Here is a 20,896-nt window from a genome sequence, read left to right on the forward strand (position 1 = left end):
ACCAATGCGCAGATCATTGGTTGATTAAATCAACATTTTAAGTCATGAACGCACCCCTGCCTACCGCCACACCCCGAGCCGACGCTGCGCACCTTGCCATCGAACGCGTCCGCCACCCCTTGCAAGCCCGCCACCTCCAGGTGGTGCGGCGCACCGCCGTCAGCCCCGGTTTCGTGCGGCTCACCCTGGCCGGGCCCGAGCTGGCCGGGTTTGTGAGCGCGGGGTTTGACGACCACCTCAAGCTCATCCTGCCCCAGCCAGGCCAGGAGCGCCCGTCGCTGCCGTCGATGCAGGACGGCCGCCCCGTCTTCCCCGACCCACGCCCCGTGCTGCGCGACTACACCCCCGCGCGCCATGACGCCGCTGCGGGCGAGCTGGACATCGAGGTGGCCCTGCACGACGCAGGCCCCGCCACCGACTGGGCCGCGAGCGCCGCCGTGGGCCAGTGGGTGGGCATTGCCGGGCCGCGCGGCAGCATGGTGGTGCCGACCGGTTTTGACTGGCATTGGCTGCTGGGCGACGAAACCGCCTTGCCCGCCATCGCCCGCCGCCTGGCCGAGCTGCCCGCGCACACCCAGGCCACCGTGCGCATCCAGGTGAGCAATCCTGCCGACCAGCGGGTCCTGGCCAGCGCGGCGCGGCTCGATCTGCAATGGGTAGACGCGCTGCCCGCGGCGGTGGAAGATCTGGCGCTGCCCACCGGCGCGGGGTTTGTGTGGGCCGCCGGCGAACACGGCGACATGGCCGCCGTGCGCCGTGCCGTGCTGGCCAAGCCGGGCGTGGACGCCAAGCGCATGCGCATCTCCGCCTACTGGAAGCGCGGCGCTGCAGACCACCACGAAGACCTGGTCAGCGCAGCAGCGTAAGCGCCGCAGCCTGCTGCACCGCTTCGGTCATGCGGTGCAGCGCCTGCACGTTCAGGCGCCAGTACTGCCAGTACAACGGAACATCGACGGGCTTGCCCGGAATCAGCTCGACCAGCGTCCCGGCCTTCAGGTCGTGCTGCACCATCGGGTCCGGGGTCATGCCCCAACCCAGGCCAGCCCGGGAGGCCATGACAAACGCGTTCGCCTCGGGCAGCCAGTGCACGGGCGGCGTGAGTTTGCGGCGCGTGATGCGCCCCACGAAACGCGCCTGCAGGGCGTCCTTGCGGTTGAACACCAGCATGGGCGCCTGTGCCAGGGTGGCGGCGTTCACCCCCTGGGCAAAGTGGCGCTGCAGGAAGGCGGGGCTGGCCAGCGCGCGGTACCGCAGCGTGCCCAGCGGCAGCACCTTGCAGCCCTGCACGGGTTGGGGGTCGGCCGTCACGGCGGCCATCACGCGGCCTTCGCGCAGCAGGTTGGCCGAATGGTCCTGGTCTTCGACATGGATGTCGAAGGTGATGCTTTGGCCCTCCGCGGCCTGCGCCATGGCATGGGGAAACCAGGTGGCCAGCGAGTCGGCATTGACGCCGAGGGCCAGGCGCGTGGACGCGTGCTGCCCGCCGCCGAGCGTGGCGAGCGCGTCGGCCTCGCTCAGGGCCACTTCGCGGGCGTGCCGGTACAGGGCCTGGCCGGCCTCGGTGGGCGCGCAGGGCGTGGCGCGGCGCACCAGCACCTGGCCCACGCGTTCTTCCAGCAGCTTCACGCGCTGCGACACCGCCGAGCGGGTGACGTGCAGCGCGGCAGCGGCGCGCTCGAAGCTGCCCTCGTCGATCACGGTGGCAAAGGCGTTGAGCTGGGCGGAGTCGAGGCGCATGGATGGTTAGCCATTCTGACGGATCGTTAAAAAGTATAGCTGGCGTGACCATGGCACGCGGCCCACAATCCGCGCCCATGAGCACCACTGCCTTTCTTCACGGATTCACGTCGACGGCCATCCTGATCATGGCCATCGGCGCGCAAAACGCCTTCGTGCTGCGCCAGGGCCTGCGGCGCGAGCATGTGCTGCCGGTGGTGCTGGTGTGCGCCCTGTCCGACGCGGCGCTGCTGCAGGCGGGGGTGTGGGGCATGGGCGGCGTGCTCCTGGCCCGGCCGGAGTGGGCGCAGTTCATGCGCTGGGCGGGGGCGATTTTTCTGGCCGCGTACGCGGTGCAGGCCGCCAGCCGGGCCTTCAAGCCGGCCCATCTGCTGGTGTCGGCCAACGGGCCGGGTGCGAGCCTGCGCGCCACGCTGCTCACCGTGGTGGCGCTGACCTGGCTGAACCCGCATGTGTACTTGGACACCGTGGTGCTGCTGGGCACCATGGCCAGCCCCTACCCGGTGTGGGGCCGCGCCACGTTTGCGGCCGGGGGCTCGCTGGCCAGCGCCCTGTGGTTCCTGAGCCTGGGCTTCGGTTCGCGCTGGCTGGCGCCCGTGTTCGCTTCGCCCGGGGCCTGGCGGGTGCTGGACGGGGTGACGGCGGCCACCATGATGGTTCTGGCGGTGGCGATGGGTCTAAGCTAAGAAAGATAAGTTCGTTGGGTAAAACGCGGGCTTGCTCCATAGTCGGTCTATTGACTGATCTGGAGTGTTTTCCCCATGCGTTTCAAGACCCTTTTGCTCGCGGCCGCCCTGGCCACTGCCCTGCCGATGGCGGCACAGGCCAAGACCTTCCGCTGGTCCCGGTCGGTGGACATTTCCACCTGGGACATCCACGCCCAGAACGTGGGCGTGAACAACACCATGCACGGCGCGGTGTACGACACGCTGGTCGAATACAACAGCAAGACCTTCAAGCCCGAGCCTTCGCTGGCCACCGAGTGGAAGCTCATCAAGCCCACCCAGTTGCGCCTGACCTTGCGCAAGGGCGTGAAGTTCAGCGACGGCAGCGAGTTCACGGCCGACGATGCCAAGTTCTCGCTGGAACGGGCCAAGGCCAAGAGTTCCAACTTCGCGGTGTACACCCAGGGCATCGACCGCGTGGAAAAGGTCGATGCGTACACCATCGACATCCACTCCGACCTGCCCAACCCGGTGCTGGTGAACCAGCTCACCGAGCTGCGCATTCTGAGCAAGGCCTGGGCCGAAAAGAACAAGTCGGTCGAGCCCAAGGACATCAAGACCAAGGACGAGACGTACGCCCACCGCAACGCGCTGGGCACCGGCCCCTACCAGCTCAAGCAGTGGACGCCCGACCAGCGCGTGGTGCTGGAGCCCAACCCGCACTGGTGGGGCAAGGGCAAGTACCCCACCAACCTGACCGAGATCGTCTACACCCCCATCAAGGCCGACGCCACGCGCACGGCCGCGCTGCTGTCGGGCGAGATTGATTTCGTGATCGACCCCAGCCTGCAGGACCTGGCGCGCATCAAGCAGACCCCCAACCTGCAGGTGCTCGAAGGGCCGGAGTACCGCACCATCTTCCTGGGCCTGGACCAGTTCCGCGACGAGCTGCCCGGCTCGGACGTGAAGGGCAAGAACCCGCTCAAGGACCTGCGCGTGCGCAAGGCGCTGTACCAGGCGATCGACATCCAGTCCATCCAGCGCGTGGTGCTGCGCGGCCTGGCCCAGCCCACGGGCACGCTGATCGCCAACCAGGTCAATGGCTGGACCAGGAAGGCCGACGTGCGCTGGCCCTACGACCCCAAGGCCGCGCAGAAGCTGCTGGCCGACGCGGGCTACCCCAACGGCTTCGAGGTGGACTTTGCCTGCAGCGCGGGCCGCTACATCAACGACGAGCAGCTGTGCCAGGCCATCACCGCGCACTGGGCCAAGGTGGGCGTGAAAGCCAAGCTGCGCTCGCTGCCGTTTGCCACGTATTTCCCGATGATCCAGCGCAACGAGGCCAGCATCTATCTGCTGGGCTGGGGCGTGCCCACGTTCGACGCGTTCTACAGCCTGCAGTCGCTGGTGCGCTCGCCTGGCGCGGGGGGCGATGGCAACTTCAACCTGGGCCGCTTCTCCGACCCGCAGCTCGATGCCCTGGTGGAGCGCGTGAAGAAGGAGACCGATGCCACCACGCGCAACAACCTGATCGAGCAGGCGCTGATCAAGGAGCATGAGCTGGTCTCGCACATCCCGCTGTACAACCAGGTGATTCCGTGGGCAGCGACGAAGAAGGTGGACATCATCCACCGTGCCGACAACCGGATCGACTGGCGCTACCTCAAGGTGAATTGATCACCTGCGCCCCGCAAAAAAAGCCCCGGTGCTGCCAGAGCCCGGGGCTTTTTTTCCTGCCGCTGCTCGCCGCGGGCTTCAGGCCAGGGCGCGTTGCACGGCGGGGCGTTGGAGCATGCGCTGGGTGTGGGCGTGCACCTTGGGAAAGAGCGCAATGTCCACGCCATCGCTGGCCAGCCAGCTGGCGATGGTGAAGAGATAACCATCGGCCACGGTGTACTGCGCGCCCATCACCCAGGGGCCGTGTTCCGCAGAGGGCAGGTAGTGGGTTTCAATCAGGTTGAAGCAGTCGGTCATGTTCTGCGGCACCTTGCGCTGCATGGCGGCAATCGCTTCGGGCTCGTCGGCCCAGCGGCTGGCGCGGGGGCGGTGCGCATGGGCGATGTGCACCGTGGAGGCCAGGTAGCTGTGGAATTCCTGCAGACGCGCAAAGCCGTGGGCATCGGTGGGGGCCAGGCGCGCCTCGGGGAAACTCTGCGCCACATACGCCAGCAGGGCGGGTGTTTCGGTCAGGGTACCGTGTGGCGTGGCCAGCGCGGGCACGCGGCCCTTGGGGTTCACGGCAAGGTATTCGGGCGTGCGCTGCTGGCCCGCGGCGAAGTCCACGCGCACCAGCTGGTGCTGGGCGCCAGCCTCTTCCAGAGCGATGCGCACGGCCTGCGCGCAGGTGCCGGGGGTGTAGTAGAGCGTGAGAGTGGTCATGGTTAATGTGCTATAAAATAGATAGCTATTGGCGCTTGATAGGTAAGCGCTAGCGGCCAATTTTCTTGAAATATTTCAGTACAGGCCTCGTGTGCGTGCCATCAGGCGGGTCAGGCCCAGCAGCGCATCGGTGTGGGGCGTGGGTGTGTGGGTGATCTGCCCCAGTTCGCGCACCGCGCCCACCAGCGCGTCGATCTCCATGGGCTTGCCGGCCTCCACGTCCTGCAGCATCGAGGTCTTGAACGCGCCCAGCTTGCGCGTGACGGCGTGGCGGTCCTCGGGCTGCTGGTCGATGGGCAGGCCCAGTTTCTCGCCAATGGCCTTGGCCTCCAGCATCACGGCGCTGACAAAACCGCGCACCAGGTCGTCGTCCAGGATGCGGTCGGTGGTGGCGCCGGTCAGCGCGCTGATCGGGTTCATGGTGAGGTTGCCCCAGAGCTTGAACCAGATGTCCTTCTGGATGCAGCCGGTCACCTCCACATCGATGCCGCCGCGCTGCAGCGTGTCGGCCAGCGCCTGCAGCCGCTCGCTGCGGCGGCCGTCGGGCTCGCCCACGATGAGGCGGTTGCCAAAGTGCTGGCGCACAAAACCGGGCGATTCGAGCGAGCAGCTGGTGTGCACCACGCTGCCCACCACGCTGCGCGCCGGGATGGCTTTGGCAATCACGCCGCCCGCATCCACCGACTGCAGGGCATGGCCCTGCGCCGCGCCGCCAAAACCGTCGAGGAACCACCACGGCACGCCGTTCATGGCCGTGAGCACGGTGGTTTCGGGCCCGATCAGCGGGGCCATGGCGCGCGCCACCTCGGGCAGGCCCGGCGCCTTGACTGCGACCACCACCAGGTCCTGCACGCCCAGTGCCGCCGGGTCGTCGTGCGCGGTGACGGCCACCTGCGCCAGCGTGCCGTCGGCGCGCCGCATGCGCAGCCCCTCGGCCTGCAGGGCGCGCAGCGTGTCGCCGCGCGCCACCATGCTGACCGGGTGGCCCGCCTGCGCGAGGGCCACGCCCAGCCAGCCGCCGATGGCGCCCGCGCCGTAGATACATGCTTTCATGGTTGTAGAGCCTTTGTCTTCCAGGGTTGTTGTTTGTGGTGGTGAGGGATTCGGGGCGCGCGACTGCTGCGGGGCCTCAGTAGCCCGCCGGGCGCTGGGGGGTGCCCACGGCATCGGTGCGAAAGCGGGCCAGCAGATCCTGCGCGGCGCTGGCCAGCAGCATGGTGTCCACGCCCACGGCCACGAACAGGGCGCCCGCCGCCAGCCACTGGCGCGCCTGCGACTCGGTGGTGGCCAGAATGCCCGGCGCCTTGCCCGCGCGCAGGATGCGGGTGATGCCATCGTGGATGGCGGCCTGTACGTCAGGATGTCCCGGGTTGCCGGGGTGCCCCATGGAAGCCGACAGGTCGGCCGGGCCGATGAACACGCCGTCCACGCCGGGCGTGGCGGCGATCGCATCCAGGTTGGCCATGGCTTCCACCGTCTCGGCCTGCACCAGCAGGCACACCTGCTGGTTGGCCTCGTGCACATACCGGGGGTAGGCCTGCCAGCGCGACGAACGGGCCAGCGCGCTGCCCATGCCGCGCACACCTTCAGGTGCATAGCGCGTGGCGCGCACCAGCTGCCGTGCCTGCTCGGCGGTGTCCACCATGGGCACCAGCAGGGTTTGCGCGCCGATGTCCAGGTACTGCTTGATGAGCGCGGTGTCGCCCACGGGAACCCGCGCAATGGGGTGGGGCGCCCGCGCGCCGGGGGCGAGGGCGCTGCTGGCGCTGGCGATGGCCTGCAGCTGGTGCAGGATGGAGCGCACGTCGTTGGGCGCATGTTCGCTATCGACCAGCAGCCAGTCGTAGCCAGTGCCGGCGATGATTTCCGCGCTGTAGGCGTCGGCCAGCGCAAGCCACAGGCCGATCTGCGACTGGCCCTGGGCCATGGCCTGTTTGAAGGGGTTGACGGGTGTCTGCAATGTGAGCTTCCTGCGGCGGGGTGCCAAGCCCTCCATCGTACGGGCTGTTGCCAGCACGTGGGGGCATGGCCGCTATAGTCGGCTGCCCCACCCCGGGGGCTTTCCCTCTACATCGCCATGGCCAAAGAAAAAACCACGTTCACCTGCACCGAATGCGGCGGCACCAGCCCGCGCTGGCTGGGCAAATGCCCGGCCTGCGGTGCCTGGAACACGCTGATCGAGCAGGTGGCCGACGCGGGGCCGGGCAAGAACCGCTACAGCGGGTCGCAGTTTGCAGGCCTGGCCCAGGCGCAGGCGGTGATGCCCTTGTCGGCCATCGAGGCCAGCGATGTGGAGCGCACACCGAGCGGCATCGACGAGCTGGACCGGGTGCTGGGCGGCGGCATTGTCGAAGGCGGCGTGGTGCTCATCGGCGGCGACCCGGGCATCGGCAAGTCCACCCTGCTGCTGCAGGCGCTCGATGCCCTGCAGCGCGTGGGCCTGCCCACCTTGTATGTGACGGGCGAGGAAAGCGGCGCCCAGGTGGCGCTGCGCTCGCGCCGCCTGGGGCTGGACCACAGCCAGGTGAACGTGCTGGCCGAGATCCAGCTCGAGAAGATTCTGGCGACCATCGAGTCCATGCAGCCCGCGGTGGCCGTGATCGATTCCATCCAGACGGTGTATTCCGACCAGCTCACGTCCGCGCCCGGCTCCGTGGCCCAGGTGCGCGAATGCGCGGCCCACCTCACGCGCTGTGCCAAGTCCACCGGCGTGGCCATCGTGCTGGTGGGGCATGTGACGAAGGAAGGCGCCCTGGCGGGGCCGCGCGTGCTGGAGCACATGGTGGACACGGTGCTGTACTTCGAGGGCGACACGCACAGCCAGTTTCGCCTGGTGCGCGCCATCAAGAACCGCTTTGGCGCGGTCAACGAGATCGGCGTGTTCGCCATGACGGAAAAAGGCCTCAAGGGCGTGAGCAACCCGAGCGCCATCTTTTTGAGCCAGCACAGCGAACCCGTGCCGGGTAGCTGCGTGATGGTCACGCTCGAAGGCACGCGCCCGCTGCTGGTGGAGATCCAGGCGCTGGTGGACAGCGGTGGCCCCAGCCCCCGGCGCCTGTCCGTGGGCCTGGACAAGGACCGCCTGGCCATGCTGCTGGCCGTGCTGCACCGTCATGCGGGGGTGGCGTGCATGGACCAGGATGTGTTCGTGAACGCGGTGGGCGGCGTGCGCATCAGCGAGCCGGCGGCCGACCTGGCGGTGATGCTGGCCATCACCTCCAGCCTGCGCGGCAAGGCGCTGCCGCGCGGCTTCCTGGCCTTTGGCGAAGTGGGCCTGGCGGGCGAGGTGCGACCCGCGCCGCGCGGGCAGGAGCGCCTGAAAGAAGCCGCCAAGCTGGGCTTCAGCGTGGCGGTGGTGCCCAAGGCCAACGCGCCCAAGAAGCCCATCGAGGGCCTGACCATCCACGCCGTGGAGCGCGTGGAGGAGGCGATGAACGTGGTGCGGGAGATGGGCTAGGAGGGCCTGCAGACGGCGGTGACGCGCTGGTACAGCACGCTGCCGCTGTACAGGCCCAGCACCTCCTCGCGCGTGCATTGCATGGTCAGCACATGCTGGCCCTGGGCGGAAATGGCCGCCGCCGATTCAGACCGCGCCGTGGCCTGGGTGCCATCGGCATTGACGCGGATGTCCAGCTTGCCCAGCCGGCTTGCGGAGCGCAGACCGCTGGCCTGCATGGCCTGCGCGGACTGCTGCTGCAGCGCACAGATCTCCGCGCGCCCGCCGGAGTACACGCTCGCGGGGCTGCTGCTGTGGTCGGTGAGCTTGAAGCTCAGGTCGGGCGCGGCCAGCGCGCACTGAGCACGGTAGTCCGACCGGTCGCCGAGCTCCACGGCTCGCCGCAGCACACCCTCCACCACGGCCGGGGTCAGCCTGGTGATGTTCTCGGCCTTGGGGCTGCTGGCGGCGGGCGCGGCCGGTGGCGCGGAGGGCGCGCTGGCCTTGACCTTGGCCACGGGTGCCGTGGCGGGAGACGGCCGTGGGCTGGGCGGCGCGGCCGGGCGTGGCGCCTGGGCGCAGGCCCGGTCGGAGAAGGTGGTGTGCCCCTTGTCGTCCGTGCACTTGAACAGGTTCTGGCCGCTGGCCGTGGAGGCGGCCAGCATGGCGGCGAGGGCCGCCAGCAAAAGGGGAGGGTTGCGCATGGAAAGCGGTGGGGGGCTGGATGCAGAAGTGCGCAATTAGAGCAGCCGATGGTGGCGGCCCGTGCCGCACCGGCACGTCAGAAAGACTCCCAGTCGTCATCCGACGCCTTCTGGCCCGCCGGGGCGGCGGGTGCGGGAGGCGGCGCTGGGCGCGCCGCGGGGGCCTGCAGCGGCCTGGCAAGGGGCGGGGCGGCCTTGGCGGGGGCGGCTTTGAGCGCGCTGCCCGCCGCCCGAGGCCTGGGCGCCGGGGCCGGCGCGCGGGCAGGGCTGGGCGTGGTGCTGGCGGGCTGGTGGCCCACGTTGAAGACGGACACGACCTCGGCCAGGCGCTGCGCCTGGTCGCGCAGCGAGGCCGCGGCGGCCGCCGATTCCTCCACCAGGGCGGCGTTCTGCTGCGTCATCTGGTCCAGGTTGCTCACGGCCTGGTTGACCTGGCCGATGCCGTCGCGCTGTTCGCTGGAGGATGCGGTGATCTCGCCGATGAGGTCGGACACCCGGCGCACGCTGGCCACGATCTCGTCCATCGACTGGCCCGCCTGCGCGACCTGGCCCGAGCCGGTCTCCACGGTGTCGACCGAGGCGCTGATCAGCTCCTTGATCTCCTTGGCCGCGGAGGCGGAGCGCTGGGCCAGGCCCCGCACCTCGCTGGCCACCACGGCGAAGCCCCGGCCCTGTTCGCCCGCGCGGGCGGCTTCCACGGCGGCGTTGAGGGCCAGGATGTTGGTCTGGAAGGCGATGCCGTCGATCACGCCGATGATGTCGGCGATCTTGCGCGAGCTGCTGGTGATGTGCTGCATGCTCTCGACCACCTGCGCCACGACCTCGCCGCCCCGCGTGGCCGCCTGCGCGGCCGTGGTGGCCAGCTGGTTGGCCTGGCGCGCGGTGTCCGCCGACTGGGTGACGGTGGCGGTCAGCTCTTCCATGCTGGCGGCGGTCTCTTCCAGGTTGGCGGCCGTCTGCTCGGTGCGCGACGACAGGTCCTGGTTGCCCGTGGCGATCTCCACCGAGGCATTGGACATGGAGTCCACGCCGCTGCGCACCTCGGAAACCAGGCCGCGCAGGCGGGCCGCCATCTGCGATACCGAGCGCAGCAGGTGGCCGAACTCATCCTGGCGATCGTCCTGCGCGGACACGGTGAGGTTGCCGCTGGCGATGGCATCGGACAGATCCACCGCCCGGTTCAGCGGGCGCGTGATGGAGCGCACCAGCAGGAACGACAGCACCAGGCCCAGCGCGAACACGGCCCCCTGGGTGATCCAGGCCAGCAGGTTGGCGTGGCTGCGGGCGGCCTGGGCCTCCTGCCGGGCCGCGTCGCGCTGGCTCTGCTGCAGCTGCACGAAGGTCTCGAGGCTGTCCACATAGCGGCCGATGGACGGCAGGTACTTGGATTCGATGAACGACTTGAAGGCGGCCCCGTCGCCACCCTGCTTGATTTCGCGCGCCTGCTTGTTGAGGGCCAGCACATGGGTGCGCTCGGCGGCCACGCGCTCGAGGGCGGCCTTGTCTGCCGGGCTGGTCGCCAGTTCCACCACCTTGGCCTGGATGGCCGAGATGCCGGCCACGCCGGCCTTCACGCGGCCGTCGAACAGGGCCGTCAGGTCCGCATCGGGCGTGGAATTGCTGGCCAGCACCCGCTCGCCGGTGGTTTCGGTGGCGCCCTTCCATTGCGCGGCGAGCGTGATGCGGTTCTCGAACGATGCCATCGACTCCATGGACCGGTCCATCACCTGGGCCACCTGGTGCTGCGCCCATACCGACACCAGCAGCATGGCACCCAGCAGCCCCACGATAGAACCCCACAGCTTGGGCGACAGGCGCACGTTATCCAATTTCATTGACCATCTCCAGAAAGGACGAGTCCGCATTTTTCGTGCTTCCGCCACGGCCGTAAACACTTGCGGGGGCCCGGCCCGCCTTCGCGCGCGATGTTATTTCATTAATGTAGTGCTTACACAACGAAACAATTTCTCGGCCAGCGTCTGGAGGTGCCTTGCCGGCCGCTTGGCGCCCCGGCCTCGGGATCTTTGCCGGCGGCCCGGGCGCTCATATGACAATACCGCCCATGAATTTGCGCAAAATCCTGGTGCCCCTGGGCGTGGTGGGGCTGGTTGTTTTTGGTTTCATGGCCTACGGATGGCCCGGTGTGGCCGCCGTCATGGGCGGGCTGGTCATGTGGGCGCTGCTGCATTTCACGCGGCTCATGAATGTGATGAAGAAGGCCGCCAACCGCCCCATCGGGTATGTGGGCAGCGCGGTCATGCTCAACGCCCGCCTCGGCGAGGGGGTCAACCTGATGCATGTGGTGGCCATGACGCAGTCCCTGGGCGAGCAGCTGTCGCCGGCGCAGGCCGAGCCGGAGGTGTACCGCTGGACGGATGGCACCCAGTCGCACGTGACGTGCGAGTTCCGCCACGGCAAATTGGCGAAGTGGACGCTGTGGCGGCCCGAAGGCGACGGTTCCGCCGCCCCGGCGGGCCAGCCCCCGGCCGCCCCGTAAAATCCCCGGTTTGCGACCCACAGCAACAAAAGGACACCCATGAGCCCCGTAGTTCCCTCGATGGCCGACCGTGACGGCAAGATCTGGATGGACGGCCAGATGGTCGATTGGCGCGACGCCAAGATCCATGTGCTGACCCACACCCTGCACTACGGCTGCGGCGCCTTTGAAGGCGTGCGCGCCTACAACACCGCCAACGGCACGGCCATCTTCCGCCTGGAAGAACACACCGACCGCCTGTTCAACAGCGCCAAGATCCTGCGCATGAAGATTCCCTTCAGCAAGGAAGAAGTGAACGAGGCCCAGAAGGCCGTGGTGCGCGAGAACAAGCTTGAATCCTGCTACCTGCGCCCGCTGACCTGGATCGGCTCGCAGAAGCTGGGCGTCTCCCCCAAGGGCAACCAGATCCACCTGATGGTGGCCGCCTGGGCCTGGGGCGCCTACCTGGGCGAAGAGGGCATGAAGCGCGGCATTCGCGTGAAGACCAGCAGCTACACGCGCCACCACGTCAACATCACCATGACGCAGGCCAAGGCGGTGAGCAACTACACCAACTCCATCCTGGCCAACATGGAAGCGCTGGACGATGGCTACGACGAGGCGCTGCTGCTCGACAGCTCCGGCTTCGTGTCCGAGGGCGCGGGCGAGAACATCTTCGTGATCAAGAACGGCGTGATCTACACGCCCGACCTGTCGGCCGGCGCCCTGAACGGCATCACCCGCAACACCGTGTTCCACATCGCCAAGGACCTGGGCCTGGAGATCGTGCAAAAACGCATCACGCGCGACGAGGTCTACATCGCCGACGAAGCCTTCTTCACCGGCACGGCCGCCGAGGTGACGCCCATCCGCGAACTCGACCGCATCGAGATCGGCGCGGGGTCGCGGGGCCCGATCACCGAAAAAATCCAGAGTGCCTTCTTCGACATCGTCAACGGCCGCAATTCCAACTACGCCCACTGGCTCACCAAGGTCTGATGAACATGTCGCAAGCAACCGTTGAACTCCTGGCCAAGGACCTGAACGCACAGGGCGGGGTTTTCTGCCCCAGCCCCAAGGCCGACATGAAAATCTGGAACAGCCACCCCAAGGTGTACCTGGACGTGGCCCGCACGGGCGAGGCCAAGTGCCCCTACTGCGGAACGGTGTACCGCCTCAGGGCGGGCGAGCGCGTGCACGCCGGTCATTGATTGATGCCAGTTGCAGCCGGCGGCGCATCGCCGCCGCCCACGTTGACCGTGGCGGTGCTGACCCACAACGAGGCGCACCGCATTGAAGCCTGCCTGAAGAGCGCCGCCTTTGCAGACCAGCTGCTGGTGGTGGACAGTGGAAGCACGGACGACACCGTGGCCATCGCGCGGGGCCTGGGCGCCGAAGTCCATGTCCACCCGGACTGGCAGGGCTTTGCCGTGCAGCGCAACCGCCTGCTCGCCCATGCGCGCGGCGACTACATCTTCTTCCTCGATGCTGACGAAGTGATGACACCGGCCTTCGCGCGGGAGCTGCAGGCCATCGTGCGCTCGGGCGAGCAGGCCGTGTGGAAGATCCGCTGGCGCATGGTGGCGTTCGGGCAGGAGCTCACGCACTTTCGCTCGCAGTCCCAGATCGAGCGGCTGTTCGTGCGCGGCATGGTCCGGGAGTACACGGGCGTGGTGCACGAGCAGGCGCAGCTGCATGCGCTGCCCGGTGGCGGCGAGGTGCCGCGCCGCCTGATCAAGGCGCGCCTGCTGCACTACTCGCGCACCACGGTGCGCGGCAGCCTGGAGAAGCTCACGCAGTACGTGATGCTCGGCGCCGCGAAGCGCGCCGAGAACGGGCAGCGGGGGGGGGTGCTGCGGGGGCTGGCCTCGGGCACTTCCATGTTCGTGCGCCTGTACGTGTTCCGCCTGGGCTTCCTGTGCGGGGGCGCGGGCTTCCTGTACTGCTTCTTCGTGGCGCTGGAGGGGTTCTTCCGCTATGCGGCGCTGCGGTACGACCGTGACCGCCTCACGGGCCGGGTGATCCGCGGATGAAGGCCTACCGCTGGTTCGGGCGCTGCGCCAGCCTCGGCGCGTTCATGGTTCCGGGCCTGGCCCTGTGGCTGCCCTCGGGCTATTCCTATGGGGCGGTCGTGCTGCTGCTGGCCGCGCTCGCCAGCGCGCCGGTGTGGTGGAACCGGCCCGCGCCGCGCGCGGCCTGGTGGCTGACGGCGGCGTTTTCCTGCATGGCGGCGCTGTGGCTGCTGGACGTGGGGGCCACCTGGGGCTGGGGCAGCATGGACCGCCCCGTCAAGTACCTGCTGGCGCTGCCCTGCATCTTCTACCTGATGACCTTCGAGCCGCGCGCATCGTGGCTGTGGATGGGGGTGGCGGTGGGCGCGGTGGGCAGCGGCCTGGTGGCCATCTACCAGATCTGCGTGCAGGCGCTGCCCCGCGCCAATGGCTTCACCAACGCCATCCAGTACGGCAACCTGAGCATGCTGCTGGCCGTGATGAGCGGCCTGTTGCTGGTGGTGCAGTGGAAGCGCTGGGTGCTGTGGCAGCGGGTGCTGCTGGCGGCGGCCATCGTGCTGGGCGCGGTGGGGTCGGTGCTGTCGCAGTCGCGGGGCGGATGGCTGGCGCTGGTGCTGCTGCTGCCGGTCAGTGCGTGGCTGCTGGTGCGCACCACGGGGCAGCGCCGGATGTACTGGGGCCTGTGCGCGCTGGCGCTGGCGGCGGCCGCGTTGTCGCAGGTGCCCGCGGTGGAGCAGCGGGTGGACGAGGCGCGCCAGGAAGTGCAGACCTACAAGGACCACGGCGATGGCCGCAGCTCGGTCGGGCAGCGGCTGGCGCACTGGGGCCTGGCGTGGGAGATGGGCTGGGACCGGCCTTTGACCGGCTGGGGCCGCGCGGGCTATGCCGAGGAGAAGGCGCGGCGCGTGGCGGCCGGGCTGGCACACCCGGTGGTGCTCGAATTCGGCCACGCGCACAACGAAATCCTGGATCTTTTCGCCAAGCGGGGGCTGCCCGGCGTGCTGCTGTTGCTGGCGTTCTATGGCATTCCGCTGGCGATGTTCTGGCCCACGGCCCGGCGCATCCGCGATGGGGCGGGAAAGATGGACAAGGAATCGCTTTCCCTGTGCCTGGTGGGAGTGATGGTGCCCCTGTCGTACATCGGCTTCGGCCTCACCCAGGTCTTCCTGGCCCACAACAGCGGCAACATGTTCTATCTTTTCATGTGCCCGCTGCTGCTGGCCGCCCTGCACGAGCGGCGTGCCCGCATCGGCTGCGGCCGGCCGTTCTAGATGCGACACCCCCCTGAGCGGCTTCGCCGCATCCCCCCGCTCTCGCATTGCTGTGCAATGCGGGCAGGGGGACGCAGCCCTCGCTGCGGGGCGGCCCTTGCTCGGCTGCCCGGGACTGGGCCGTGCCGGTTTCAACCGTTGCGGGCCTCGCACAGAGCCATAGACAACTGAGACAGAGGCATTCTTCATGCACATCCTGCTGGTCAACAACTCCCCCATCCCCGTCTACGGCTACGGGGGAACCGAGCGCGTGATCTGGGACCTGGGCAAGACACTCGTCCAGCAGGGCCACCGCGTGAGCTACCTGGTGCCCGAGGGTTCGACCTGCGACTTCGGCGACGTGCTGCCCATCCGCCCGGACGAGCCGTGGGAGGGGCAGATCCCGAAGGGCGTGGACATCACGCACTTCCAGTTCAACCCCCGTACCGAGCTGGCCAAGCCGTACCTGGTGACCGAGCACGGCAACGCGCGCAAGCCCAAGCCGCTGCCACTCAACACGGTGTTCCTGTCGCGCGACCACGCCGCGCGGTATGGCTCCACCGAGTTCGTCTACAACGGCCTGGACTGGAGCGGCTACGGCCCGGTGGACTTCCAATCGCCGCGCCCGCGCTACCACTTCCTGGGCAAGGCGGCGTGGGGCGTGAAGAACGTGCGCGGCGCCATCAAGGTGGCACTGCGCGCGGGTGTGGAGCTGGATGTGCTGGGCGGCACGCGCATCAATTTCAAGCGCGGCTTTCGCTGGACACTGTCGCGCAAGATCCATTTCCACGGCATGGTGGGCGGCACGCAGAAGACGGGCTTGCTCAACGCATCGCGCGGGCTGATCTTTCCGGTGCGCTGGCACGAACCCTTCGGGCTGGCGGTGATCGAGAGCCTGTACTTCGGCTGCCCGGTGTTTTCCACGCCCTATGGCGCGCTGCCCGAGCTGGTGCCGCTGCACTGCGGCGTGCTGTCGGCCGAGGCGAACGTGCTGGCCGAGGCGGTGCGTGGCAACCGTTTCGATGCGCGCGCCTGCCACCAGCACGTGGTCGACCATTTCAGCGCCGAGCGCATGGCGCGCAATTACCTGCGGATGTACGAACGTGTGCTCGCAGGCGAGAAGATCAATGCCCAGCCGCCGGTGATCCAGGGGCCTGCGCGCGAACTGCCCTGGAGGCAATGAAGCCCCCCTGAGGCGCTGCGCGCCATCCCCCGAGGGGGACGCACCCGGTGGCCCGGCAAAGCCGGTTCCACGGGTGCACTGGCGTCAGGGGCGCGCCAGTTGCGAGGACCGGGGCCTCTCCCTGCGCGGCTGCGCCGCTTCCCCCACAGGGGGACGCACCCTCTGGCCCGGCAAAGCCGGTTCCACAGGTGCACTGGCGGGGCCGCGCGCTTTGCAGAGACCGGGCTTGACCGTCCGCACTGCCTCCATCACTCCCACCCGTTCGGGCTGAGCCTGTCGAAGCCAGGGCGTACACGGTGTTGCAACGCCCGGTCACTCCGCAGGCATCCTTTTTGAATTGCCGCTAGCGCTTGTCCAATAAGCGCTGGCAGCTATCGAATAAATAGCGTTACTGCGCTTGCAGCAACGCCGCTTGCGCGGCCAGTGCAGCCCGCCATTCCGCTTCCAGCGCGGCCACCAGCTGTGCGGCCGGCATGGGTCGCACTCCGGCCACACCCTGGCCGGCCCACAGGGACAGGTAGTCTGCGCGGCCGGCTTCGGCGCTGGCCCGGCGCAGGGCGCCGGTGAGGGCGTTCTGCACCGGGTAGGCCGGTACCTCCGTCTCGTGCGCATGCAGGCGCTGCAGCATGGGGTTGACGATGCCGCGCGCGGGGCGGCCCGAGAACACGCGGGTGGTGCGCGTGTCGGTGGCGATGGCCTGGGCCATGGCGTCGCGGTAGGCGCGGCCGATGCCCGATTCGTCGCAGGCGAGGAAGGCCGTGCCCATCTGTACCGCCTCGGCCCCCAGCGCCTGCGCGGCGGCGATGCCGCGTCCATCCATGATGCCGCCCGCCGCGATCACGGCCACGCCGCGTGGGCGCAGCGCATCCACGCACTGTGGCACCAGCGCGAGCGCGCCCACCATCGCGGCGGCAAAGTCGGCCTGCGATGGCACGCCCGCGCGCACGGTGGCGTCCGCGGGGGCAAGCCCTTCGGCCTGCGGCCGGCCCGTGGGCAAAAAGGTGCCGCGGTGGCCCCCGGCCTCCATCCCCGACGCGCAGACCGCATCGGTCCCCACGTCGGCCCAGGCCAGGGCCTCGGCCACCGTGGTGGCGGTGCCGATCACGTAGCAGCCCGCGTGGTGCAGGCGCTCGACCTGCGCGGCAGTGAGGATGCCGAAGGTGAAGCTCGCCACGGCGGGCCGGGCCTCGACCAGGGCCTCGAATTGCGCAGGGAAGTCCTCGCACCAGCGCGCGGGCACGGCGGCCTGCAGGCCGAACTCGGCGTACAGCGGGGCCACGCGGGCCAGCGCCTGCTCGACGGTGGCGGCATCGGGCGCGGGTGTGTCTTGCACGAACAGGTTGAGCCCGAAGGGCCGGTCGGTGCGGCGGCGCACCTCGGCGGCGGCCTCGGCCATGGCCGCCGGCGAGCGCATGCCGCAGCCCAGCGTGCCCAGCCCGCCCGCGGCGGACACGGCGGCCGCCAGGGCCGGCGTGTCGGCACCGGTCATGGGCCCCTGCACGATGGGCAGGCGAAGGGAGAGGGCGGTGCGCAGGCTGCGGTCGGGCATGGTGACGTTCCGTGAAAGAAAGAAGGAAATAAAGGGGGAAACGAGCTGAAGGCGGTCAGTCGACCAGCACCTGCTGCAGCGCACCGAGCGCGGCCGAGCGGTAGCCCTGGCGCCAGGTCAGCAAGGTGGTGATGGTGGTGATCGGCTGCTGGCTCAGCAGGGCCGCGTTCGGCGAGATGCTGAGCACCGAGCGCGGCACGATGCCCGCGCAGCCGCCGCCCGCCACACTGGCCAGGATGGCGTGGTACGAGCCCAGTTCCAGCAGCTGCATGGGCTCGCGCCGTGGCGCGAACCAGTCCTGCGCGATGCGGCGGTAGGTGCAGCCGGGCTCGAACACCGCCAGTGTGCCGGGCTGCACCTGGTCGGGCCCGGCGGCATGCGGGTGGCCGGCGGGCAGGACCAGCAGCAGCTCTTCAGTGAACACCGGCCGGGTTTCCAGGGCCGGGTCGGCGGGCTGGCCCGGCGGCCAGGCCACCAGCACCGCATCGAGCGCATGCGCGCGCAGGCGTTCCACGAGCACGCGGGTCGCGGCGGTCGTGAGCTCTAGCGCCACGCCGGGCCACTGGCGGTGCAGGCGCGCGAGCGGCGCGGGCAGGCGGCTCGCCGCGGTGCTTTCCATCGACCCCAGGCGCAGGCGGCCGGCGGGCGGCCCCGGGTGCAGCGCCTGGCGGGCTTCCTCGGCCAGCGCGAGCAGCCGGTCGGCATAGCCCAGCAGTACCTCGCCCTCGGGCGTGAGCGCCATGCGCTTGCCCTCGCGCAGGAACAGCGGGGTGCCCAGGTCGGACTCCAGCTGGCGCACCCGCGTGGTCACGTTGGACTGCACGCGCTGCAAACGCTCGGCCGCGCGCGTGACGCTGCCCTCCGCCGCCACGGTGCGGAAGATGTCGAGAGCGGCGAGGTCGAGCGGGGGTGGCCCTTTGTCCATCATGAAAAAGTATGAATTACAAAAATTCAATCTCTTGCTAAGATGATATGCAACAGCATTCCCCGTGGCAACCCCATGTCCCCACCGTGAACCCGGCGTCTCTTTCCCCTCCCACCTCCCGGCACGCTGACGGCGCCACGGCCCTGCAGGTCGCCCTGGCCGGCATGGCCGCGCTGGCGGCGGCCATGGGCATCGGCCGTTTTGCCTTCACCCCGCTCTTGCCCATGATGCTGCACGACGGCGTGGTGGACATCGCCACGGGCAGCTGGCTGGCCACGGCCAACTACGCCGGCTACCTCGCGGGGGCGCTGCTCTACATGACCTTGCCCTGGATGGGCCGGCGCCTGGGCGGCGTGCCCGGCAACGCGGCGCTGGTGCGCGGCGGGCTCGTGGCCACGGTGCTGCTCACGGGGCTGCTGGCCGTGCCGTGGCCGGCCTTTTGGCCCCTGCTGCGCCTGTTCGCGGGCGTGGCCAGCGCGCTGGTGTTCCTGGGCACGGCCAACTGGTGCATGGGGCGGCTGGCGCACCTGGGGCGCCCGGCCCTGGGGGGGCTGATTTTCTGCGGGCCGGGGTTGGGCATCGTCATCACCGGCCTGCCCACCAGCGCCATGGTGGCTGCGGGCTGGAGCGCCGCGGCGGGCTGGGCGGCCTTCAGCGCACTGGCGGCCGTGCTGTGTGCGGGGGCGTGGGCGGTGTTCCAGGGGGTGGACGCACCGGCCGCGGGGGCGGCGGGGGCCGCAGGCGGCGCCTCTGCGCCCGCGCGCCCCGTGGCCGAGCGGACCCTCCTGGCCGTGGCCTACGGCCTCGCGGGCCTGGGGTACATCGTCACGGCCACCTTCCTGCCCGTCATCGCACGCGCGGCGCTGCCCGCCGGATCGGTCTGGCCCGACCTGTTCTGGCCGCTCTTCGGCGCGGGCGTGGCGCTGGGCGCGCTGCTCTCCACGCGGATCGCACCCACCCGCGACCGGCGCATGCTGCTGGCCTGGGCCTACCTGCTGCAGGCGGCGGCCATCGGGCTGGGCCTGCTCTGGCCGGGGCGCGCGGGGTTCGCGCTGGGCAGCCTGTTGCTGGGGCTGCCGTTCACCGCCATCACGTTTTTTGCCTTGCAGGAGGCGCGCCACCAGTGGCCCCAGGCGGGCGCGGGCTTCACCGGCCTGATGACCGCGCTCTATGGCATCGGCCAGATCGTGGGGCCGCCCATGGCGGCGGCGCTGCTGGCACGCGCGGGTTCGCAGGCGCAGGGTTTTGACTGGGCGCTGGGCGTGGCGGGGTCGGTGCTGGTGCTGGGGGCCGTGCTCTACGGCGTCATGGCATGGCGCTGGCGCCAGCCGTGCTGACCGGCAGGCGCAGCACGAAGCAGGCGCCACCGCCCTCGCGGTCCTCGCAGTGCACGGTGCCGTTGTGGCGCCCTGCGATGGAGCGCACCAGGGCCAGCCCCAGGCCCACGCCCCCCGCGCGCTCGCTGGCGCCCGGCAGGCGGTAGAAGGGCTCGAAGATGCGTTCGCGCTGGCTGGCTGGCACGCCTGGTCCCCGGTCGCACACGCGCACCTCGGCGTGGCCCTGGCGGCGGTGCACCACCACCGTGATCTCGCCCGTGCTGTAGCGCCGGGCGTTTTCCAGCAGGTTGCGGATGGCGCGGCGCAGCAGCTTGGAGACGCCGCGCACGTCCACGGAGTCGGCGCTGGAGCTCACATCCAGGTCGGCATCCACGCGCGCGCATTCCTCGGCGGCCAGGCCGATGAGGTCCACCAGCTCCACGATGCCCACGTCGGCCTCGCGCGCATCGAGGCGGCTGGCCAGCAGGATCTCGTCCACCAGCTGGTCCAGCTCGGCGATGTTGCGCAGGATTTCCTCGCGGAACGCGGGCGAGGGCTGCTGCCCGCCCATCAGCTCCATGCCCATGCGGATGCGGGTGAGCGGCGAGCGCAGTTCGTGCGAGGCGTTGGCCAGCAGGGATTTGTGCGACTTGACCAGCGTTTCCACGCGCGCGGCGGCGGCGTTGAACTGGCGCGCGAGGTCGGCCACCTCGTCCTGTCCCTGCTCGGGCACGCGCACCGACAGGTCGCCCTCGCCGAACTTCTGCACGCTGCGCTGCAGCGCCTCCAGCCGCAGGGTCAGGCGCCGGATGATGGGGTACACGCCCACGGCCACCGCCAGGCTCACGATGCCCAGCAGCCACAGGAAGCCGAACGGCGGCCGGGTCCAGAACGCCGCGTCGCCCTGGTTGGGGCCGCCGGGCCGGCCGCCGCGTTCGCCGCGCGGCTGGCGGGGCGCCATCTGCAGCACGAACGGCTGGCCAGTGCCCGACTCGATGTGGAACTCGGCCCCTTCGCCGGGTTCGCTGGGCTGGCGCGTGGCCAGGCCGCGCAGCACCAGGTTGCCGGCGGGGTCGCGCAGCACCATCTCGCGCGACGGCGGCACAAAAGGCTGCGCGTTCTGCGCCTTCTGCTCTTCGGCCATGCGCCAGGCCCAGCCCACGGTCAGCGTCAGCACCGCGATGCCGCCGACCACGGCCAGCCAGATGCGCAGATACAGGCGGCGGGAGAAGGGGGTGGAGAGGGACATTCAGCAAAGCGGGGT

Annotated in this window: 20 protein-coding genes; 11 read left to right on the forward strand and 9 right to left on the reverse strand. The window is 69.7% G+C overall.

Annotated features, from left to right (window positions below; translation table 11 throughout):
• The first annotated feature begins 44 nt into the window (after positions 1-44).
• Positions 45-866: a siderophore-interacting protein gene (locus ACAM51_RS15275; RefSeq protein ID WP_369641114.1), complete on the forward strand. Its 822-nt coding sequence runs from the start codon at positions 45-47 to the stop codon at positions 864-866.
• Here ACAM51_RS15275 and ACAM51_RS15280 read toward each other — a convergent pair.
• Positions 850-1,737, reverse strand: coding sequence for a LysR family transcriptional regulator ArgP (locus ACAM51_RS15280; protein WP_369641115.1), 888 nt, complete (start codon positions 1,735-1,737; stop codon positions 850-852). The two genes, ACAM51_RS15275 and ACAM51_RS15280, sit on opposite strands and share 17 nt — an antisense overlap.
• Positions 1,738-1,814: 77 nt before the next feature.
• Between ACAM51_RS15280 and ACAM51_RS15285 the strand changes: the two genes are divergently transcribed.
• Together ACAM51_RS15285 and ACAM51_RS15290 are read left to right on the forward strand one after the other, a co-directional pair.
• Positions 1,815-2,423 (forward strand): LysE/ArgO family amino acid transporter, encoded by a 609-nt coding sequence (locus ACAM51_RS15285; RefSeq protein WP_218296631.1) that lies wholly within the window; start codon positions 1,815-1,817, stop codon positions 2,421-2,423.
• Between the two features lie 75 nt (positions 2,424-2,498).
• Entirely contained in the window at positions 2,499-4,079 is a 1,581-nt protein-coding gene (locus ACAM51_RS15290) for an ABC transporter substrate-binding protein (RefSeq protein WP_369641116.1), read from the forward strand.
• A gap of 78 nt (positions 4,080-4,157) precedes the next feature.
• Here the strand turns inward: ACAM51_RS15290 and ACAM51_RS15295 are convergent, their stop codons facing one another.
• From ACAM51_RS15295 to hpaI, 3 genes are all read right to left on the reverse strand, one after another.
• On the reverse strand, positions 4,158-4,781 hold the full coding sequence (locus ACAM51_RS15295) for a glutathione S-transferase family protein (protein WP_218296633.1): 624 nt from the start codon (positions 4,779-4,781) through the stop codon (positions 4,158-4,160).
• A gap of 75 nt (positions 4,782-4,856) precedes the next feature.
• Positions 4,857-5,834: a 2-dehydropantoate 2-reductase gene (locus ACAM51_RS15300; RefSeq protein WP_218296634.1), complete on the reverse strand. Its 978-nt coding sequence runs from the start codon at positions 5,832-5,834 to the stop codon at positions 4,857-4,859.
• 76 nt (positions 5,835-5,910) lie between these two features.
• A complete protein-coding gene (gene hpaI / locus ACAM51_RS15305; protein WP_218339141.1) occupies positions 5,911-6,741 on the reverse strand; it encodes a 4-hydroxy-2-oxoheptanedioate aldolase in 831 nt (276 codons plus the stop codon).
• A gap of 117 nt (positions 6,742-6,858) precedes the next feature.
• On the opposite strand from hpaI, the gene radA reads away from it, so the two are divergent.
• Positions 6,859-8,238 (forward strand): DNA repair protein RadA, encoded by a 1,380-nt coding sequence (radA, locus tag ACAM51_RS15310; protein ID WP_218339140.1) that lies wholly within the window; start codon positions 6,859-6,861, stop codon positions 8,236-8,238.
• Here radA and ACAM51_RS15315 read toward each other — a convergent pair.
• Together ACAM51_RS15315 and ACAM51_RS15320 are read right to left on the reverse strand one after the other, a co-directional pair.
• Positions 8,235-8,921 (reverse strand): hypothetical protein, encoded by a 687-nt coding sequence (locus tag ACAM51_RS15315; protein WP_218296637.1) that lies wholly within the window; start codon positions 8,919-8,921, stop codon positions 8,235-8,237. The genes radA and ACAM51_RS15315 overlap by 4 nt on opposite strands.
• Before the next feature lie 77 nt (positions 8,922-8,998).
• Positions 8,999-10,756: a methyl-accepting chemotaxis protein gene (locus tag ACAM51_RS15320; RefSeq protein ID WP_369641117.1), complete on the reverse strand. Its 1,758-nt coding sequence runs from the start codon at positions 10,754-10,756 to the stop codon at positions 8,999-9,001.
• Positions 10,757-10,983: 227 nt separating this feature from the next.
• Between ACAM51_RS15320 and ACAM51_RS15325 the strand changes: the two genes are divergently transcribed.
• The 6 genes from ACAM51_RS15325 to ACAM51_RS15350 all read left to right on the forward strand — a co-directional run bounded on the left by ACAM51_RS15325 (position 10,984) and on the right by ACAM51_RS15350 (position 15,842).
• Entirely contained in the window at positions 10,984-11,418 is a 435-nt protein-coding gene (locus ACAM51_RS15325; protein WP_218296639.1) for a glycerate kinase, read from the forward strand.
• A 39-nt stretch (positions 11,419-11,457) separates the two neighbouring features.
• The gene (locus ACAM51_RS15330; protein WP_218296640.1) at positions 11,458-12,396 is read left to right on the forward strand and encodes a branched-chain amino acid transaminase; all 939 of its coding nucleotides are present in this window, start codon (positions 11,458-11,460) and stop codon (positions 12,394-12,396) included.
• A gap of 5 nt (positions 12,397-12,401) precedes the next feature.
• Positions 12,402-12,608: a zinc-finger domain-containing protein gene (locus ACAM51_RS15335; protein ID WP_218339138.1), complete on the forward strand. Its 207-nt coding sequence runs from the start codon at positions 12,402-12,404 to the stop codon at positions 12,606-12,608.
• Positions 12,609-12,611: 3 nt separating this feature from the next.
• The gene (locus ACAM51_RS15340) at positions 12,612-13,430 is read left to right on the forward strand and encodes a glycosyltransferase family 2 protein (protein ID WP_218296642.1); all 819 of its coding nucleotides are present in this window, start codon (positions 12,612-12,614) and stop codon (positions 13,428-13,430) included.
• Positions 13,427-14,680: an O-antigen ligase gene (locus ACAM51_RS15345; protein ID WP_218339137.1), complete on the forward strand. Its 1,254-nt coding sequence runs from the start codon at positions 13,427-13,429 to the stop codon at positions 14,678-14,680. The genes ACAM51_RS15340 and ACAM51_RS15345 overlap by 4 nt, the downstream gene beginning before the upstream one ends.
• Positions 14,681-14,867: 187 nt before the next feature.
• Positions 14,868-15,842 carry a glycosyltransferase gene (locus ACAM51_RS15350; protein WP_218296644.1) on the forward strand — a complete coding sequence of 325 codons (975 nt, stop codon included), beginning with the start codon at positions 14,868-14,870 and terminating at the stop codon, positions 15,840-15,842.
• Between the two features lie 388 nt (positions 15,843-16,230).
• Here ACAM51_RS15350 and ACAM51_RS15355 read toward each other — a convergent pair whose 3' ends face one another.
• Together ACAM51_RS15355 and ACAM51_RS15360 are read right to left on the reverse strand one after the other, a co-directional pair.
• Complete coding sequence (locus ACAM51_RS15355; protein WP_369641118.1) at positions 16,231-17,391, reverse strand: NAD(P)H-dependent flavin oxidoreductase; 1,161 nt, start codon at positions 17,389-17,391, stop codon at positions 16,231-16,233.
• Positions 17,392-17,446: 55 nt separating this feature from the next.
• Entirely contained in the window at positions 17,447-18,316 is an 870-nt protein-coding gene (locus tag ACAM51_RS15360) for a LysR substrate-binding domain-containing protein (RefSeq protein ID WP_369641119.1), read from the reverse strand.
• Between the two features lie 164 nt (positions 18,317-18,480).
• Here ACAM51_RS15360 and ACAM51_RS15365 point away from each other — a divergent pair, with 164 nt between their 5' ends.
• A complete protein-coding gene (locus ACAM51_RS15365) occupies positions 18,481-19,653 on the forward strand; it encodes a YbfB/YjiJ family MFS transporter (RefSeq protein WP_369643827.1) in 1,173 nt (390 codons plus the stop codon).
• On the opposite strand, the gene ACAM51_RS15370 is transcribed toward ACAM51_RS15365, so the two are convergent.
• Positions 19,622-20,881 carry an ATP-binding protein gene (locus tag ACAM51_RS15370; protein ID WP_369641120.1) on the reverse strand — a complete coding sequence of 420 codons (1,260 nt, stop codon included), beginning with the start codon at positions 20,879-20,881 and terminating at the stop codon, positions 19,622-19,624. The genes ACAM51_RS15365 and ACAM51_RS15370 overlap by 32 nt on opposite strands.
• Positions 20,882-20,896: the final 15 nt, after the last annotated feature.

It is taken from the genome of Acidovorax sp. A79 (genome assembly GCF_041154505.1).
Taxonomy (GTDB): domain Bacteria; phylum Pseudomonadota; class Gammaproteobacteria; order Burkholderiales; family Burkholderiaceae_C; genus Acidovorax.